A 17,500-nucleotide genomic window follows, 5' to 3' on the forward strand; every position below is an offset into this window, starting at 1 on the left:
TGTATGCCGATGGGGGTAGAGCACTGGATGGGCTAGGGCTGCGCGAGTGGTACCAAACCTAACCAAACTCCGAATACCATCGAGTCTTGTCCAGCAGACAGACGGCGGGTGCTAAGGTCCGTCGTCAAAAGGGAAACAGCCCTAACCTACAGCTAAGGTCCCCAAGTCATCACTAAGTGGGAAAGCATGTGGGAATCCCAAAACAACCAGGAGGTTGGCTTAGAAGCAGCCATCCTTTAAAGAAAGCGTAACAGCTCACTGGTCTAAATAAGGGTTCCTGCGGCGAAGATGTAACGGGGCTAAAGTGATGCACCGAAGCTTAGGGTTCATAGTTTACTATGAGCGGTAGCGGAGCGTTCCGTAAGCGGATGAAGCCGAAGGGTAACCGACGGTGGACGTATCGGAAGTGCGAATGCTGACATGAGTAGCGATAAAAAGGGTGAGATACCCTTTCGCCGAAAGACCAAGGGTTCCTGCTCAACGCTAATCGGAGCAGGGTAAGCCGGCCCCTAAGACGAGCCCGAAGGGGGTAGTCGATGGGAACCACGTTAATATTCGTGGGCCTGAAGATGTGTGACGGATCGTGGAAGTTGTTTTCTCTTATTGGATTGAGAGGGCGGCCAAGCGGTTCCAGGAAATAGCCTCTTCATATAGACCGTACCCGAAACCGACACAGGTGGTCAGGTAGAGTATACCAAGGCGCTTGAGAGAAGTATCCTGAAGGAACTCGGCAAATTGCCTCCGTACCTTCGGAAGAAGGAGGCCCCGGCTATGCGCAAGCACTGTCGGGGGGCACAGGCCAGGGGGTAGCGACTGTTTATCAAAAACACAGGACTCTGCTAAGTCGGCTTCAAGACGACGTATAGGGTCTGACGCCTGCCCGGTGCCGGAAGGTTAAGAGGAGGAGTGCAAGCTCCGAATTGAAGCCCCGGTAAACGGCGGCCGTAACTATAACGGTCCTAAGGTAGCGAAATTCCTTGTCGGGTAAGTTCCGACCTGCACGAATGGCGTAACGACTTCCCCACTGTCTCCAGGATATGCTCAGCGAAATTGAATTCTCCGTGAAGATGCGGAGTACCCGCGGTTAGACGGAAAGACCCCGTGCACCTTTACTGCAGCTTCAGAGTGGCATTAGGAAAGAGTTGTGTAGCATAGGTGGGAGGCTTTGAAGCGAGAGCGCCAGTTCTCGTGGAGCCATAGGTGAAATACCACCCTGCTGTTTTCTGATGTCTAACTAACTACCGTTATCCGGTAGTAGGACCCTCTGTGGCGGGTAGTTTGACTGGGGCGGTCGCCTCCTAAAGAGTAACGGAGGCGCGCGATGGTAGGCTCAGGCCGGTTGGAAACCGGCTGCAAGAGTGCAATGGCATAAGCCTGCCTGACTGCGAGACTGACGAGTCGAGCAGAGACGAAAGTCGGTCATAGTGATCCGGTGGTCCCTCGTGGAAGGGCCATCGCTCAACGGATAAAAGGTACGCCGGGGATAACAGGCTGATGATTCCCAAGAGCTCATATCGACGGAATCGTTTGGCACCTCGATGTCGGCTCATCACATCCTGGGGCTGGAGCAGGTCCCAAGGGTTTGGCTGTTCGCCAATTAAAGTGGTACGTGAGCTGGGTTCAGAACGTCGCGAGACAGTTTGGTCCCTATCTGCCGTGGGCGTCGATACTTGAAAGGAGTTGCCCCTAGTACGAGAGGACCGGGGTGAACATACCTCTGGTGTACCAGTCATGCCGCCAGGCGTGCCGCTGGGTAGCTATGTATGGACGGGATAACCGCTGAAAGCATCTAAGCGGGAAGCCTCCCTTAAGATAAGGTATCTTCGAGTCGTGATAGACCATCACGTTGATAGGCTGGGTGTGGAAGTGCAGTAATGCATGAAGCTAACCAGTCCTAATAACTCTGATCGCGCTTGATGAATTTGCACCATCAACGTCAGTCTTGCCCAAAAGGCACGGCCTGTCCGTTGATGATTGGAAGATCATCGCAGCCAGATCGCCCATATCGTACAAGAAACATCGATTTAAACCCGCACACACACCGGCTTCATTGCTTGGTGACCATAGCGTCTGTGACCCACCCGATCCCATCTCGAACTCGGCCGTGAAACCAGACCGCGCCGATGGTACTAACGCTCAAGCGTTGGAAGAGTAGGTCGTCGCCAGGCATTGTAGCCGGTGAGTGTGCTGGAAATAACCCATTTACAAATCAACATAAAAGGGCTGACCCCACAAGGGCAGCCCTTTTATCGTCTTGGCACCAAACACGCCAATACATCCTGTCGCGGGGTGGAGCAGTCCGGTAGCTCGTCAGGCTCATAACCTGAAGGTCGTTGGTTCAAATCCAACCCCCGCAACCAAACCTCACAACATGAACAAATCATCGCCTCACTGGCAACAGTGGGGCTTTCTGCGTTCGCTACTTACAGCACCGCAAAGGGGCACCCGGCGACAGGCAGCAGCCCAAAGCAGAAGAGCCAGCTGGTCGAACCAGAATGCTGAAGAACACGCCCGCAGCACCAGCGCAACACAGCAACCTCACTCCGATAACGTGCTCAGCCCCAATCCAGGGATCCCAATCGAACGACGACCGCCAAAATCTTCGCGCAGGACGACGGCCCCTATTACCTCAGCCCAAGGTCAGCGCGCCGTGGTTCAATTCTGGCAGAACATGGCGGGCGAAAAGGTCGCATTCTGCGATATGGGGGTAGCCTGAGAAGATGAAGGCATCGATCCCTTCTTCCTGATAGGCACGGATTTTTGCGAGGACCTGATCAGGATCGCCCACGATGGCTGCGCCGCAGCCGGAACGCGCGCGGCCAATTCCGGTCCAAAGATTATCTTCGACAAAGCCATCATCTGCAGCAGACGCACGCAATTCTGATTGCCGACCTACGCCAGCGGTTGCTGCGTCCAGCGACTTCTGGCGGATCGCCTCGCCCACACCGTCATCCAGTTTCGACAGCAGCCGCACTGCATAGTCGCGCGCTTCGCTTTCTGTTTCGCGCACAATCACATGGGCGCGATATCCGAACTTCAACGTGCGGCCATAGGTCGCAGCGCGCGCTGTCAGATCGCTGACGACTTCGCGGACGTTGTCCATCGTATCGGGCCACATCAGGTAAACATCCGCAGCTTGGGCTGCCGCGTCACGGGCTGCGGGGCTTAATCCGCCAAAATAAAGAGGCGGGCATTTTCCGGACACGGTTGTGATACGCGGCGGATCAAGGTCCAGATTGTAAAATTCCCCCTGGTGGGACAAATGCTCGCCGTTGAGCATGGTTTTGAGAATTTTCATCACTTCGACAGTGCGGGCATAACGCGGCTCACTGTCCAGTTTTTCACCGGGTAGATCGGACGAGATTATGTTGACCGTCAGGCGCCCGCCAAGAATCCGGTCCAGCGTCGCGATCCTTCGCGCCAGTTGCGGCGGCCAGTCTTCACCGATACGAACGGCCATGAGCAAGCGCATCCGTTCCAGAAAAGGGGCGATGGCCGAAGCAAACACTGTTGTATCCAGCCCCAGCTGATAGCCTGAAGGCAGCAATATGTTGTCAAAGCCGCGCTTTTCGGCCGCCAGGACAATATTGCGGCAATGTTCCCAGCTGGATTGCAGCATGGGATCAGGGGCGCCCAGAAATTCGTAATCGTCATCGCACAGGGCCGAAAACCAGCTGACTTCGCAAGATTTTCCAACTGGTGTCGTCATGGCAAATTCTCCCCTCGCGATGCGACCAGCACATCATACCAATCCTGCCGGGTCCACATGATGTCATAGGCTCGCACTGCTTCTGCAATGCGGTCGGCATTTTGCGATCCGATAATCGGGATTGGCCGGGCAGGATGGGCCATTGCCCAGCTATAGGCTGCAGCGGTCCGGCTGACATCGAAACGTTGGGCCACGCTATCCAGCGCTGCCGCCACGGCCGTTTCGCGCGTGCTGGACGGGTTGGCGATCCTGCCGCCGCCCAGTGGCGACCACGCCATGACCGCAAGATTGTACTGCATCGCCAAGTCAAATTCGCCGTTTTCAATGGGCGTGAGGCAAAGGGGGGAGAATTCCGGCTGCGTGCTGACCAGTTGAACGTCCAGAAAACTCTGTAATGCGACAATTTGTGCACTTGTAAAATTGGACACGCCCGCCGCGCGGATTTTGCCGGCATCCATGGCTTTACGGAGAGTGGCGGCAATGTCCTGGGGATGGGCCAGAATGTCAGGCCGGTGGATCATCCACAAATCCAGGTAATCGGTTTTCAGCCGCGCCAGCGAGGCGTCAATGGCGGATATAAGATAGCCATCACTGCTGTCATAAGGCAGCGGCGGCATGATCCCCCCTTTTGATGACAGAACCATTTTTTCGCGCAGGCCAGGATTGTTTGCAAAAATCGTGCCCAGAAGGCTTTCCGCATCGCCAAAACCATCCGACCCGTTAAACCCGTAGATATCGGCGGTGTCGAAGAAATTTATCCCGCTCTCGAGGGCAGCGTTGATCAGGGCAAGGCCATCGCTGGCCGCCCCTTCGAAACGCCACATGCCCCAGGCCAGCGAGGAAACCTGTATGTCGCTGGAGCCTAGTGGCCGCATGGGTGGCGGGGATGCGATTTTACTCATTTTGATGATAGCCCCAATAGAGTGTCTGCTGGTTTTTTCTGCCCGAGCGCGACGACAGACGCCCGCTCGACCAATTCATGTTGCAAGCGCAGGTGGACCAGCGTCTGCCCGGTCAGGAGCAGGTCGGTTGCCGTTCTGGCCAGATCGAAAGTGGGCTGGCGGATTGTGGTCAGCGGTGGCCAGACCATGCGCGCCAATGTGGTGTCGTCAAAACCGGCCACCGACATTTCGCGCGGCAATTCCAGGCCAGCCTGATGCGCCGCAGCCAGAACGCCTGCCGCCATATCGTCATTGCTGGCAAACACTGCAGTCGGGCGTTCGGGAAGGGCGAGGAATTTCTGGCAAGCGGTAAAGCCGCTGTCGAAATCAAATTCGCCATCGGCCAGCCAATGCGGATCAAATGGCAGGCCTGCGCGGTCCAGCGCGCGACGATAGCCATACAGCCGTTCGTCGGAGGCCATGTGATTGGGGTGCCCCTTGATAAAGGCAATCCGGCGATGACCAAGATTGATAAGATGCGTGGTCATGTCATCGGCGGCCTGCGCGTCATCCATGAACACCGATGATGTCATCGCGTGATTGGTGCCGGGCGAAATGCGCACGAATGGTATGCCGAGCGTTTCCAGCGCGCGCAGCACCGGGTCACAATCTGTGACAGGCGATGACAGGACGATGCCGTCAACATGGGTTTCGCTGATAAGGGCGCGGACCTGATCGCCTACGTCCGGGTCCGCCACATCCACCGGCTGACCAAGCAGGCGCACGGAGCTTTCATGGCACCGCTGCCAGCAGCCGAGCCGGATCTGTTCGAGGTAATAGGGGCTGTGATTATCGTAAATGAGCGCAATCTGGGCCGATTTGGTCCCGGCGAGGATGCGTGCGGCAACGCTGGGCCGGAAATCAAGCTGCTTCATCGCCGCTTCGACTTTCTCGCGGGTCGCAGCGCTCACATAGGGGTGGTCATTCAGCACCCTGCTCACCGTTTTGACCGACACATTGGCAAGGGCGGACACATCACGAATGTTGCTGCGCTGGCTCACTTTGCGGTTCCTTCAGCAATGGGCCCGCGGGCTTTTGCCAGAGCGGCAAACACTGCCGCATAGGGGCTGGCGTGCCGCGCGAACACCGGCGGCGATCCGAGAGGGGCATGAACCAAATGCGCGCCGCCTGAGAATGTTTCCCCGCTCCACACATGAATCCAGCTGTCTTCTCCCGGCAGCAGCACCTGGCGGCTTGTCGCCCCTTGTTCGATCACCGGGGCCACCATGAGATCGGGGCCAAGCAGAAATTGATCCTGACAACATGCATAATCATGGTTTGCGGGGTAGTGGAGAAACAGGGCGCGCTGCAAGGGCAGACCGGTTGCCGCGCCTTCTGCCACCAACGCGCGCATATAGGGAGCCAATGCAGCATGCACCCGCGACATGGCAGCAAAATGGTCGAGAATTTCCGCTGTGGAATCCACCTGCAGGTTATCGTCCGGCCGGTTGCCTTCATGGGTTCGCATAACAGGTGTGAACGCGCCCAGTTCTGCCCACCGCATCAGCAATTCCGGCGTTCTGGTCGCGCCGTGGAGGGATGTATAGCCGCCCACATCACTATGGCTGCTGACATTGCCCACCAGCCCGCTGGAAAGCGCTGCAGTGATGACTGTGCCAATACCATCATGCCGGGAAAAATCGACGCATTGGTCGCCTGCCCACAGCAGCGGACATTGGGCCTGCACCCCGGTGAAGCCGGCCCGCATGAAAAACATGGCATCGGCCGTTTTGCCGCGCGCTGCAATCGCCCGGGCATTGACCCTCGCCCACAGCACCGGCCAGTGGTTATGCGCCAGCATCGGGTCGCTTCCATCATGCAGGCGCAGATCCGTCGGCAAATATTCGCCAAAATCCGCCATCCAGCCGGACAGGCCGAAATCGAGCATTTCCTTGCCGATAATCCGTTCGGCAAACCAGTCGGCAGCATCGGGATTGGTGAAATCGACAATGCCGCAGTCAAATTCGCCGAAATCGACGATATAGGGCGCGTCTTCATTCTGGCGCAGCGCAAGGAAGCCGCGCTCTGCAGCTTCGGCATATTGTGTGCCGTCAATGGCCAGATAGGGGTTCACATAGCCCAGAAAGCGAATGCCATCGGCGTGGAGGCGGGCAATTTGCGCGGCCAGATCAGGATAGCGATCCGCGCGCCAGCGCCAGTCCCAGAACAAGCGGCGTCCGAAGCTGGTTTCGCGGATGCCGACCCAGTCTTCGCACCATAGGCCTGATACGGCTGCCCCGGCGCTGCGGATTTTTTCCAGCCTGTCAAAGCTGGCAGCGCCTTGCTTCAGCCCGATGATGGCGCCGCTGATGGCCCATTCAGGCAGGGGCGCAGCCCGGCCGAAGCGGGTGGACAGGGCGGACACCAGATCTGCCATGCTGCCGGCAAACAGAAATTCCAGAGTGAGATTGCCCTCCCACACATCTATCCTGTGGCGGGCAGGATCGCTGAAATCGAGCGCGGACCAGGCGCTGCTGCCCAGATGGCAGGCATATTGCGCAGAAGACAGGAAAGTGGGCTGGGGATAGTTGGTGGTCCAGTAATCACCTCCTGCCATACCTTCTGCGTCCATGATGCGCGTAAGTTCGCACGATTTGTCGCGGCCCACACCAGGCTCGCTGGTCCACATGGGGAATTTGCGCCCGTTGAGGCGCAGATAGCTCAATTGTTCGCCGCCGCCCCAGATATGCTCGTCCGGTGCAGCTTCCAGCGCCACTGAAATGCGGTTGCACCGGGCGCCCGGTGCGTTTGCTGGTAGTGCGGTGGGGGGCGTAGCTTCGGATGTGACGATCGAAAAATCGAAACCTGTATCCGTGCCAGTCAATGTCAGTTCAACCGCGAAGCCGTCTTCGCCCACCATGCTGATCGACTGGGGCGCGATTGTTGCGACAGTAAGGACAGGAAAGTCACTTGCCTGATCGGTAATCTGAAAGTTGCCGCGATACATCTGCACGTCGGGCACGCCCACGCCGAAAGTGAAGGCTGGCCTTGCGGCTGTGTGCACAAGCAGGGTGCGCCCGGCATAATCGAGGCGGAACCCGTCTTCCATTGCGACAAAGCGTGCCTGCACCCGAGCAACCCTTTTTGCGGCTGTGTTGACGCGGCAACAGCCAGAACCGGATGTGGCAAACCCTATATGACACCGCTTGACAGATCAACGCCTATATTACATCGGACGCAGTGATGGAGACATCTCTGGGCGACGCATGATCATGCATGCGCGTGCGACAAATGGGAGGATTGATGATGCTTGGAATGAATGCAAATTCTGTGCGTGCGAGCCGGCTTGTGCTGGGCATGGGCGCTTCTGCGCTGGCATTGGGATGTTCTATGCCTGCCCTGGCGCAGGTCGAGGAAATCGTTGTAACTGCACAGAAAGTTGAAGAAAATGTGCAGGATGTGCCGATCGCCATTACGGCGATTACCGGCGACCGACTGGCCGAGACCGGCACCACCAGCCTGGAAAACATCGGCGATCTGGTGCCATCTGTCACCTTCCGCAAAGGCACGACCAGTGCCAATAGCGCCATCATCATGCGCGGTGTTGGCACCATCACTTTCTCGGTCGCTGCCGAACCCAGTGTGTCCACCGTTGTCGATGGCGTTGTTCTCAGCCGTTCGGGTCAGGCATTTGCCGATCTGCTGGATATTGAACGTCTGGAAGTCCTGCGCGGGCCGCAGGGGACATTGTTTGGGAAGAACGCGTCGGCAGGCCTGGTCAGCATCATTTCCAAGGGCGGAACAGATACGCTTGAAGCCGATTTGCGCGCTGAATATTTCGAGGGCAATGAATACCGCCTGCGGACCTCGGTTTCGGGCCCCCTGTCAGGCGACTGGTCTGGCCGCGTGACCGGTTTTTATGGCAGTTATGATGGCAATATCCGCAACGTATTCTTCGATGAAGACGTCAACGGATACGAACATTATGGCGCGCGCGGAATTGTCGATTACAAGGGTGACAAGGCCCGTCTGCGCCTGATTGCCGACTATTTCCGCGCCAATGATGATTGCTGCGCCGATGTCACAGGCGCCACGCGCGGCGCAGTGCTGGATGCAGAACTAGGCTTTCCGGTGGCATTGGGCACAGACCAGCGCACGGTTAATCACAACCTTATCACCGAGACGAAGGACAAGCAGTGGAGCCTGACCAGCAATCTCGATCTCGACGTATTTGACACGCATACTCTAAGCGTGATTCTGGGCTATCGCAATTGGCAGAACACGGAAATCCGCGAGGGTGATTTCCTGCCCCGCGCGATTGTCGGCACTGCGCAATTGCATGACAACGGCTTTGTCGAAACCGGCCAGTATTCCGCAGAAGTGCGCCTTGCATCCGATCCGTCAGAAGCGTTCTTTTACCAGATCGGCGCGTTTTACTGGCATTCGGACAACAAGCAGGACTTTACGCGCCGCGATATCGTCTGCGCCAGTTCCACATTGCCTGTCGCGCCAAGCGGAGCGCGGCCCTGCAATCTGACTGACACGGTCAACACGACCTTCCCCACTGCGACATCCATGAGCGATGTCGACAGCACCAACTTTGCGGTGTTTGGCCAGTCCACCTACCGGTTTACTGATCAGCTGAGTGTAACAGGCGGGCTGCGCTGGACCCGTGACGAGCTGGATTATACGCATATCAGGGCGCCGGGCGTAAATGCCGTAACTGGCCTGCCACTGTCTGGTCCGGGCGTTTCGGGCAACCCGGCTGGCGGCACAATTGCCAGTGGCGGCAATGGCACCAACACTTCGGCTGGCAGCAGCACGAACGACAATATTTCGGGCAAGGCTTCGGTTCAGTTCGAACCGTCTGAAGACTTCCTGTTTTATGGCAGTTACACGCGCGGCTACAAAGGGCCGGCGTTCAATGTGTTCTTCAACCATACCGCGCCCAATAATGCGGTGCCGATTGACGAAGAAACATCCGATGCCTTTGAAATCGGCATGAAATCACAATTCTGGGATCGTCGTATCCAGCTCAACACGGCGTTGTTTCAGGCAACGTATGACGGGTTCCAGGCCAATAACTTCATCCTGCTGAACGGCACGACCATCACCAATCTGACCAATGCCGGCACTGTGCGGACCAAGGGTTTTGAAGTGGATGCGGTGGTAGCACCGGTGGACGGCCTGACCCTGCGTGGCAGCGTGGCCTATGCGGATGCCAAGGTGCGCGAATTCAACCCCAATCCCATTACCGGGGCTGCTGATGCACGCAATGGCACGCGTCTGCCACTGGCACCGGAATGGAGCTGGAACGTTGGCGCTGATTACGAAACGCCAGTGGGCGAAGCATTCAAGATCTATGCGTCCACCAGCTTTTCCTACACCGGTTCGCAATTCTCCGACCTGGGCGAGGGCGGGCCGATTGACAGCTATGGCATCTGGAATGCCAGCCTTGGCATAGGCACTGCTGACGATCTTTATCGCCTGACCCTGCATGCACGCAATATCACCGACGAAAGCTATGCCTTGCTGAATGTCGGGAACGGGCAGCGTTACCAGATCCCCCGCGATGCCGACCGGTATTTCGGCGTGACGCTGAGCGCAAAGATTCGCTAGGCGGCATCTTCGCCGGACAGCCTGCATAAAAAAGGGGCGCTGCCAGCGATGGCAGCGCCCCTTTTGTTTCACTCGGGCCTTTTGTCTGCCGTGTTAACCACTTCCAGCCGCGGCTGCATCAGGTGGATCCAGCCCAGCGCGAGCAGATAGGCACTGGCCGACATCAGGAACATCGGCGTGTATCCATATCCTGAATCCAGCGACCAGCCGGCAAATTCCAGCATCCCGGCGCCGGAAAGATTGCCTGCCAGCGCCCCCATCGCAATCACGCTGCCCACCTGACGCGCAGGGACGATATCGGCAGTCATGCCGAAAATGTTGGTTGAAAACCCCTGGTGGGCAAACAGGCCCAGCCCGATGATCATGGCCGCTGCCCACTGGTTGGGCGCATATAGCGCAAGCGGCAGGGGCAGGATCAGCAAGGCATAGGCAAACATGGACGTTTTGCGGGCGCGGTTCGCGTCCATTCCCCGGCCCAGCAGCATGGGAAACAGGAACCCGCTGGACAATGCGCCCGCTGCCGCCAGCACATAGACGATCGCTGTTGGATAGCCGATTTCGCCCTGACCCAGGTTGAACTGGCGGGCAAAGAAATCGGGCGCCCAGAACAAGATGAACCACCACACGAGATCGGTCAGCGTTTTCGCCCCGATGACTGCCAGCGTGCGGCGGTCACGGATAAGTGCGCGCCACGGCGGTGCCTTTTCGCCATCGTCCTCGGCGGTCAGACGGGTGGCAACCGGTTGCAGTTTCGAGGTGCCGAGCCACCAGAACAGCAGCCAGACAAACCCCAGTGCGCCGGTGATCAGGAATGCAGCCTGCCAGCCCAGTGTCAGGGCAATAACCGGCACTGCCAGCGGTGCCACAATGGCGCCGATATTGGACGCACTGTTGATGACGCCAAGGCCGACCGACCGTTCGCGCACCGGCAGATAGGTGGCGGCCGCCTTGATCGCGGCCGGCGTATTGACTGCTTCGGCCACGGCCAGCGTCACCCGCGCTGCCACAAATTGCTGGACTGACGATGCCAGGGCATGGGCCATACCCGCCAGGCTCCACACCGCAACCGCGACCCCGTAACCCCAGCGTACGCCCACTTTGTCGATGAACCAGCCGACGCCAAGCAGGGAAAATGCCGCGGCAATCTGGAACGAACTTCCGAAATGCGCGAATTCCTGGTCGGTCCACTGGAAATCTGCCTGAAGCATGGGTTTCAGCAAGGCGAGCACTTGCCGGTCGAGGTAATTGAGCGCGGTGCCAAAGAAAATCAGCGCGATCAGCCCCATTCGAATGGCGCGCTGGCCCTTGGGCGCAACTTGCGTCTCGTTCATGCTTTTCAATCCTCCCCAGCCGGCCGCATCGCCTGACGCGGCGGTCATTCTATATGTCCGGCCATATGTCGGGCTATCTGCCCGTGAGGAACCCAGAAAAAACTTGCGCCCCTGCAATATGATCGATTATCGCCTCGATATGACACCGCAAGACATATGGCAAGGACACATCCGGCGACATCTGGCCCGATGCGTGGCTGCCAAATGCGGGCAGGGCTGAATGGCAACCGGCGCTGTTGCGGCTGATAGCCAGCCCTATGACATCATAGTCATCGGAGGCGGGATCAATGGTGCAGGCGTTGCCCGTGATGCAGCCGGGCGCGGGGCGCGGGTGCTGCTGCTGGAACGGGGCGATCTGGCACAGGGCACCTCGTCTGCATCAACCAAACTGATCCATGGCGGATTGCGCTATCTGGAGCATTACGAATTTTCGCTCGTTCGCGAGGCACTGGCTGAACGCGAAGTGCTGTGGCGCATTGCCCCGCATATTATCTGGCCGCTGCGCTTTGTGTTGCCGCACCGCGCGGGCCTGCGGCCCCGGTGGCTGTTGCGCCTCGGCCTGTTTTTGTATGACCACATCGGCGCCCGCAAGAAAATGTCTGCCACAAAATCTGTAAAGCTGCGCGATCATCCGGCGGGCGGCCCGCTCAAACCTGATTACACGGCCGGCTTTGAATATTCGGATGGTTGGGTGGATGATGCGCGGCTGGTCATTCTCAATGCCAGGGACGCAGCCCTTCACGGCGCAATTGTCTGCACGCGGACGCAAGTCAGCAAAATTGAAAGCTGTGCTGAGGGGTGGGCAGTGACGGCCCGCGATGCCCAAGGTGTGGTGCATTCCTATAAGGGGTTGGCGATAGTCAATGCCGCGGGCCCATCGGTGGTTGACCTGCTGGGCCGCGCCGGGAAGGCAAGCCAGCGAAAGGTGCGGCTGGTGCGCGGCTCGCACATAGTGGTCAAACGCTTGTTTACGCATGACTATGCCTATTTCTTCCAACTGCCTGACGGACGGATCTTTTTTGCCATTCCCTACGAGCGGGATTTTACCCTGATTGGCACGACCGATCAGGATCACGACGGAACCCCGTTCGACGCTGCCGCAAGCGACGAGGAAATTGCCTATCTTTGTGAAGGCGCCAATCAATATTTCACCAGCGCCATCAGTCCGCGTGATGTTATATGGACCTATTCCGGCGTGCGTCCCTTGCTTGATGACGGGTCTGACCGGCCCGAGGCCGCGACCCGCGGCTATGAAATTGACTGCACGGCCAGCGCTTCCGGCCATCAGATGCTGTCGATATTCGGCGGCAAGATAACCAGCTACCGCAAGGTGGCGCAGGAAGCTGTGGACCGGCTGGTCCCGCATCTGGCGGCCCTTTCCGGCCAGCCATGGACAGGTGGCGCCGCACTTCCGGGTGGGGATTTTCCGATGGATGGTGCCGGGCAATTGAAGGCCGGATTGCAAGACCGCTATCCATTTCTTGGCGCCAGCGAAGTGGACCGCATTGCCAAGGCTTACGGTACGGATGCACAAAGCTGGCTGGCGCAGGCTGAAACACGCGCCGATCTGGGGCAGGATTTTGGCCACGGCCTGACTTCAGCAGAAGTCGATTATCTGGTCCGCTACGAATGGGCCGAAACTGCAGGCGACATATTATGGCGGCGCAGTAAGCTGGGGCTGCATTTCAATCCGGCGCAGACGTCTGCGCTGGCCGATTATCTTGAACACAGGTGAAAATGTCATGATCAGAATAGTTGCCCTGGGCGGCACTCCGCGCGTGGGTTCATCCACTGAAAAGGCATTGGCACTGGCGTGCCGCGCTGCCGAGGTGTCAGGGGCGCAGATCACCCATTTCAACGGCGAATATATGAGTTCGCTGCCGTTTTACGGCGGGCCGGGCCACAGTGCGGACGCCGGTGCAGACATGGTCGCCGCAGTCCGTCAGGCCGATGGCATCCTGATCGCCTCGCCCGGCTATCACGGCAGTATTTCGGGGCTGGTTAAAAATGCGCTCGATTATATCGAAGACCTTTCGACAGATGAGCGGCCCTATCTCCATGGCCGCCCGGTGGGCCTTATCGCCACATCCTTCGGCCATCAGGCAGCGATGAGCACCTTGCTCACCTTGCGCAGTATCACACACGCCTTGCGCGGCTGGCCCACGCCAGTGGGGGCCGCCATCCGCACCACGCCTGAAACCTTCGACGAAAATGGCGAAATCAGGGACGTTGGCGCACGGATGCAGCTTGAACTGGTTGGCCAACAAGTCTTTGGCACGGCGGGGAAATTCCTGTGAGCATAGCTACGAAAATGACCGCCGATGGCAATGCCAGCATCGAGGATATCGGCGCCCATCTGGCAGACGGCGGGGCAATCATATTGGCAGGCGATGCCCTGCGCGGCGGCGATATTGATTTTGCCATGGCCGCCAGCAAGGCAACGCCAGCCGCCATCAATTTCATGGCCCGCCACGGTCGCGGCCTCATCTGCCTTGGCCTTACCCGTGCGCGGGCGTGGGAATTGGGTATTGCAGCCCAGAGCAATCAGGGCGCAGCCAGCAGCGGGCGGCCATTTGGTGTTTCCATCGAGGCACGGCACGGGGTTGAAACCGGCATTTCGGCCTATGACCGGGCGCATACAATCGCGGTGGCCATGGCCGAAGATGCCCGCGCTGCTGATCTTGTGATGCCGGGCCATGTCTTTCCGCTTATCGCCCATCCCGATGGCTTGGCGGCGCGCCGGTCCACTTTGGAAGCCGGCATTGCGCTGTGCCGGAAATTCGGCCTTGGCGAAGGTGTTGTGCTGTGTGCCATCATGCGCGACGATGGGTCCATGGCGCGGGCCGATGAGATGGCAGACTTTGCCCTCGCGCATCAGACGCCCATTTTCGACATTGGCACGCTGATCGGTGAGTGATCCGGAAACGTCACGACAATCGCCGATAGGCGCGGACCTTTACGGGGAGATATATCTGGCCGAAACGCTGGATATGGCGTCACCGCGCCGGCGTATCGGGGCATATTTTCCGGGGCTGGCCGTGGTCTTGATCGCTGCGGCGGCGGCGACTTATCTGTCCGAACATTACGGTCTGCCGGTTATTCTGGCAGGGCTGCTACTCGGGCTTTCGCTGAATTTCATTTCCGGTGATGACCGGGTCACACCCGGACTTGACCTGTGCAGCACGAATTTTCTGCGCTGGGGTATCGTTCTTCTGGGCAGCCAGATTACGGTAATGCAGATAACCAGCCTTGGCCTGCTGCCCTTTCTGGCGCTGATCAACATCATGGCGCTGGTCATATTTTCCGGCGTATGTGCGGCGCGGCTGCTGGGGCAGGGCAAATTTGTCGGTCTGTTGGCGGGCGGTGCCACGGCCATCTGCGGCGCATCGGCGGCGCTTGCCATCTATGCCGTGATCGGGCGCGACCGGCTGGACCATCACCGCTTTACATTCACGCTGGTGGGCATCTCGCTGGCAAGCGCGGTGGCCATGTCAGCCTATCCCATACTGGCGCAGCAGTTTCAGTTCACGGACAGGCAGGCAGGGTTTCTGATGGGCGCTGCCATCCATGACGTTGCCCAGTCGCTCGGCGGGGGCTTCAGCTTTTCACGCGGTGCAGGCGAAGTGGCCACCATCGTCAAGCTGACACGGGTGACGCTGCTTGCTCCGGTGGTCGCGCTGATCGGGATTGCGATCGGTAGCGCGGGCGCACGCCGCAGCGGTAGGAACATGAGCGTCATGGCGCATTTGCGGCTGCCGTGGTTCATCACCGCGTTCTTCGCCGTTGTGGCGCTTAATTCCCTGATCGACATCCCCGCAGTGGTTCGGGAATATGGCCTGTTCCTGTCCAAGGCGCTGCTGCTGCTGGCCGTTATCGGCACCGCCATGCGGTCGCGGCTGGATGCGTTAATGTCGGAAGGCTGGCAGGGTCTTGTGCCGGTTTTTGTGGCTACTCTGGTTTCGTTCGTGGCATCGTTTCTGTTCGCCTGGCAATTCATCTGACCGTTTTACCGGCACTGGCAATCAACGGATGCTGTTCTGATGAAGGACCGCTTGCAAGGCTGATCGAGGCCAGCCAATGAACCGATATGCGGATTGCGTTTTATGAGCCGGAAATTGCCGGCAATGTGGGGGCCATCTTGCGCCTTGGTGCCTGTATGGGGGTCGCGGTGGACCTGATCGAGCCGATGGGATTTGCATGGGATGACCGCCGCGTTCGGCGCACTGCGATGGATTATATCGATCATGTCGACATCACCCGCCATGCAGATTTTGCCGCTTTCAAAACGCATATAGGCCCAGCACGGCTGGTGCTGTTCACGACAAAAAGCCGGCAATCTTCCTATGATTTCAGCTTTCACGGCGATGATGTGCTGTTGTTTGGCAAGGAAAGTGCTGGCGTGCCTGCCTCCGTGGCCGAAGCGTGCCATGCGCGTTTGCGGATCCCGATCCGGCCGCAGGTACGATCCATGAACCTGGCCATATCAAGCGCGCTGGGGCTGGGTGAAGCGATGCGGCAGACAGGAATGCTGCCAGTCTGAGCAGGCTTTGTCTCGTGACGTCAGGCTGAGATGACGGTGCCCGGTTTGTACCGGTTTGTAGCACGGGCCGGGCACCTCCTTCGATCCTGACCGATCAAACAGTCCGACTTGACCGGGCCGCTGGTTCAGGCGACTGGAAGGTCATGACCAATCCCTTGCTAGATACCGCATCCCTGCCGCGTTTCACCGCGATCACACCGGAGCATATCGCGCCCGCACTTGACCGGGTCATTGGTGACCATCAGGCAGCGGTTGCAGAGGTGCTTCAGGCCCAGCCAGTCAGTTTTGCCAACACATGGCTTCCGCTCGAACGTGCGGAAACCGCGCTGGATGCAGTTTGGTCAGCCATATCCCATTTGCGCAATGTCGCAGACACGCCCGAATTGCGCAGCGCCCACGCAACAGGGCAGGGGCGGCTGGTTCACCACCAGATGGAAGTGCTGCAAAACCGTGCCTTGTATGATGTGTTGGTGGCGCTGACCCAATCGGCAGATTTTGCACAGCTCCCGCAGGCGGACAGAATTGCGGTGGAGCGCGCCATTCGCGATTTCGTTCTGGCCGGTGTGGCTCTGGATCCCGAAGCGCGGGCACGTTTTGCAGACATATCGGTGGAACTGTCCGCTCTGTCGACCGAATTTGGCAGCGCGGTGCTGGACGCGACCGAGGCGTGGAGCGAACATGTCACGCAGGAAGCCATGCTGGCTGGCATATCGCCTGCCGACATGGCCATGTTCCGGTCAGCAGCGCAGGAAAGGGATTTGCCCGGCTGGCTGGTCACATTGCAGCAGCCAAGCGTGATGGCCGTGCTCACCTTTGCCGAAAACCGCGACTTGCGGGCCCGGGTCTATGCCGCATCAGGCACGCGGGCTTCTGATCAGGGGCCCAATGCGGGCGAATTCGACAATTCTGCGCGGATCGACAGGATATTGGAATTGCGCCGCGAGGCTGCACTGCTGCTCGGCTTTTCGGACCCTGTTGCCCTATCCTTGGCGAAGAAGATGGCGAGCGATGCTGCTGAAGTCATCAGTTTCCTTCGCGATCTTGGCCAGCGGGCCAAACCGGCTGCGGCGCAGGATCTGGCTGATTTGCAACATTTTGCGGCCGGGCTTGGCATTGATGACGTGCAGCCATGGGATGTTGCCTTCGTTTCCGAGCGGCTGCGCCAGGACAGGTTTGCTGTCGACGAACAGGAATTGCGCGCTTTCTTCCCGGTTGAGCAAGTGATGGCTGGTTGGCGCGCTTTGCTGCACAACCTGTTTGGCATTAGCCTGGTCGAAAGAAAGGACGTCGAGCTTTATCATCCCGATGCCCAGTTCCATGACGTGATCGACGAGCGCGGAGATATTATTGCCGGGCTTTATCTCGATCTGCACGCTCGCACCGGAAAACGGGGCGGGGCATGGATGGCCGATGCGCGCCC

12 protein-coding genes, 1 tRNA gene and 2 rRNA genes (2 of these 15 only partly in view) are annotated in these 17,500 nt (G+C 58.7%); 10 read left to right on the top strand and 5 right to left on the bottom strand.

Annotated features, from left to right (window positions below):
- From GRI44_RS00520 to GRI44_RS00530, 3 genes are all read left to right on the top strand, one after another.
- Nucleotides 1-1,918, top strand: a 23S ribosomal RNA gene (locus tag GRI44_RS00520); it begins 875 nt to the left of the window's first position.
- A 135-nt stretch (nucleotides 1,919-2,053) separates the two neighbouring features.
- Nucleotides 2,054-2,168, top strand: a 5S ribosomal RNA gene (gene rrf, locus GRI44_RS00525).
- 115 nt (nucleotides 2,169-2,283) lie between these two features.
- Nucleotides 2,284-2,360 (top strand) — tRNA-Met (locus GRI44_RS00530).
- A gap of 269 nt (nucleotides 2,361-2,629) precedes the next feature.
- On the opposite strand, the gene GRI44_RS00535 is transcribed toward GRI44_RS00530, so the two are convergent.
- Genes GRI44_RS00535 through GRI44_RS00550 form a run of 4 tightly spaced genes read right to left on the bottom strand, consistent with a single transcriptional unit; the run spans nucleotide 2,630 to nucleotide 7,720 of the window.
- Entirely contained in the window at nucleotides 2,630-3,709 is a 1,080-nt protein-coding gene (locus tag GRI44_RS00535) for an LLM class flavin-dependent oxidoreductase (RefSeq protein ID WP_160599370.1), read from the bottom strand.
- Nucleotides 3,706-4,611, bottom strand: a complete 906-nt coding sequence (locus tag GRI44_RS00540; protein WP_160599371.1) for an aldo/keto reductase — start codon at nucleotides 4,609-4,611, stop codon at nucleotides 3,706-3,708. The genes GRI44_RS00535 and GRI44_RS00540 overlap by 4 nt, the downstream gene beginning before the upstream one ends.
- The gene (locus tag GRI44_RS00545) at nucleotides 4,608-5,651 is read right to left on the bottom strand and encodes a LacI family DNA-binding transcriptional regulator (RefSeq protein WP_160599372.1); all 1,044 of its coding nucleotides are present in this window, start codon (nucleotides 5,649-5,651) and stop codon (nucleotides 4,608-4,610) included. The genes GRI44_RS00540 and GRI44_RS00545 overlap by 4 nt, the downstream gene beginning before the upstream one ends.
- Nucleotides 5,648-7,720, bottom strand: coding sequence for an alpha-glucosidase (locus GRI44_RS00550; protein ID WP_160599373.1), 2,073 nt, complete (start codon nucleotides 7,718-7,720; stop codon nucleotides 5,648-5,650). Before GRI44_RS00550 ends, GRI44_RS00545 begins: the two co-directional genes overlap by 4 nt.
- 185 nt (nucleotides 7,721-7,905) lie before the next feature.
- Between GRI44_RS00550 and GRI44_RS00555 the strand changes: the two genes are divergently transcribed.
- The gene (locus tag GRI44_RS00555; RefSeq protein ID WP_160599374.1) at nucleotides 7,906-10,209 is read left to right on the top strand and encodes a TonB-dependent receptor; all 2,304 of its coding nucleotides are present in this window, start codon (nucleotides 7,906-7,908) and stop codon (nucleotides 10,207-10,209) included.
- A gap of 68 nt (nucleotides 10,210-10,277) precedes the next feature.
- Here the strand turns inward: GRI44_RS00555 and GRI44_RS00560 are convergent, their stop codons facing one another.
- Nucleotides 10,278-11,540, bottom strand: a complete 1,263-nt coding sequence (locus tag GRI44_RS00560; protein WP_160599375.1) for an MFS transporter — start codon at nucleotides 11,538-11,540, stop codon at nucleotides 10,278-10,280.
- Between the two features lie 220 nt (nucleotides 11,541-11,760).
- Here GRI44_RS00560 and glpD point away from each other — a divergent pair, with 220 nt between their 5' ends.
- The 6 genes from glpD to GRI44_RS00590 all read left to right on the top strand — a co-directional run.
- The gene (gene glpD / locus GRI44_RS00565; protein WP_160599376.1) at nucleotides 11,761-13,275 is read left to right on the top strand and encodes a glycerol-3-phosphate dehydrogenase; all 1,515 of its coding nucleotides are present in this window, start codon (nucleotides 11,761-11,763) and stop codon (nucleotides 13,273-13,275) included.
- A 7-nt stretch (nucleotides 13,276-13,282) separates the two neighbouring features.
- Entirely contained in the window at nucleotides 13,283-13,837 is a 555-nt protein-coding gene (locus GRI44_RS00570) for an NADPH-dependent FMN reductase (RefSeq protein WP_160599377.1), read from the top strand.
- Complete coding sequence (locus GRI44_RS00575) at nucleotides 13,834-14,457, top strand: 3,4-dihydroxy-2-butanone-4-phosphate synthase (RefSeq protein ID WP_332872318.1); 624 nt, start codon at nucleotides 13,834-13,836, stop codon at nucleotides 14,455-14,457. Before GRI44_RS00570 ends, GRI44_RS00575 begins: the two co-directional genes overlap by 4 nt.
- Entirely contained in the window at nucleotides 14,450-15,541 is a 1,092-nt protein-coding gene (locus GRI44_RS00580; protein WP_332872319.1) for a YeiH family protein, read from the top strand. The genes GRI44_RS00575 and GRI44_RS00580 overlap by 8 nt, the downstream gene beginning before the upstream one ends.
- Before the next feature lie 86 nt (nucleotides 15,542-15,627).
- Nucleotides 15,628-16,080 (top strand): tRNA (cytidine(34)-2'-O)-methyltransferase, encoded by a 453-nt coding sequence (locus GRI44_RS00585; protein WP_160599378.1) that lies wholly within the window; start codon nucleotides 15,628-15,630, stop codon nucleotides 16,078-16,080.
- A 143-nt stretch (nucleotides 16,081-16,223) separates the two neighbouring features.
- Nucleotides 16,224-17,500, top strand: partial view of a M3 family metallopeptidase gene (locus GRI44_RS00590; protein WP_160599379.1) — the 5' portion only. It continues 757 nt past the right edge of the window; 1,277 of the gene's 2,034 nt are visible here — the first part of the coding sequence; its start codon is at nucleotides 16,224-16,226; its stop codon lies off the right edge, out of view.

Source organism: Allopontixanthobacter confluentis (genome assembly GCF_009827615.1).
Classification (GTDB): domain Bacteria; phylum Pseudomonadota; class Alphaproteobacteria; order Sphingomonadales; family Sphingomonadaceae; genus Allopontixanthobacter; species Allopontixanthobacter confluentis.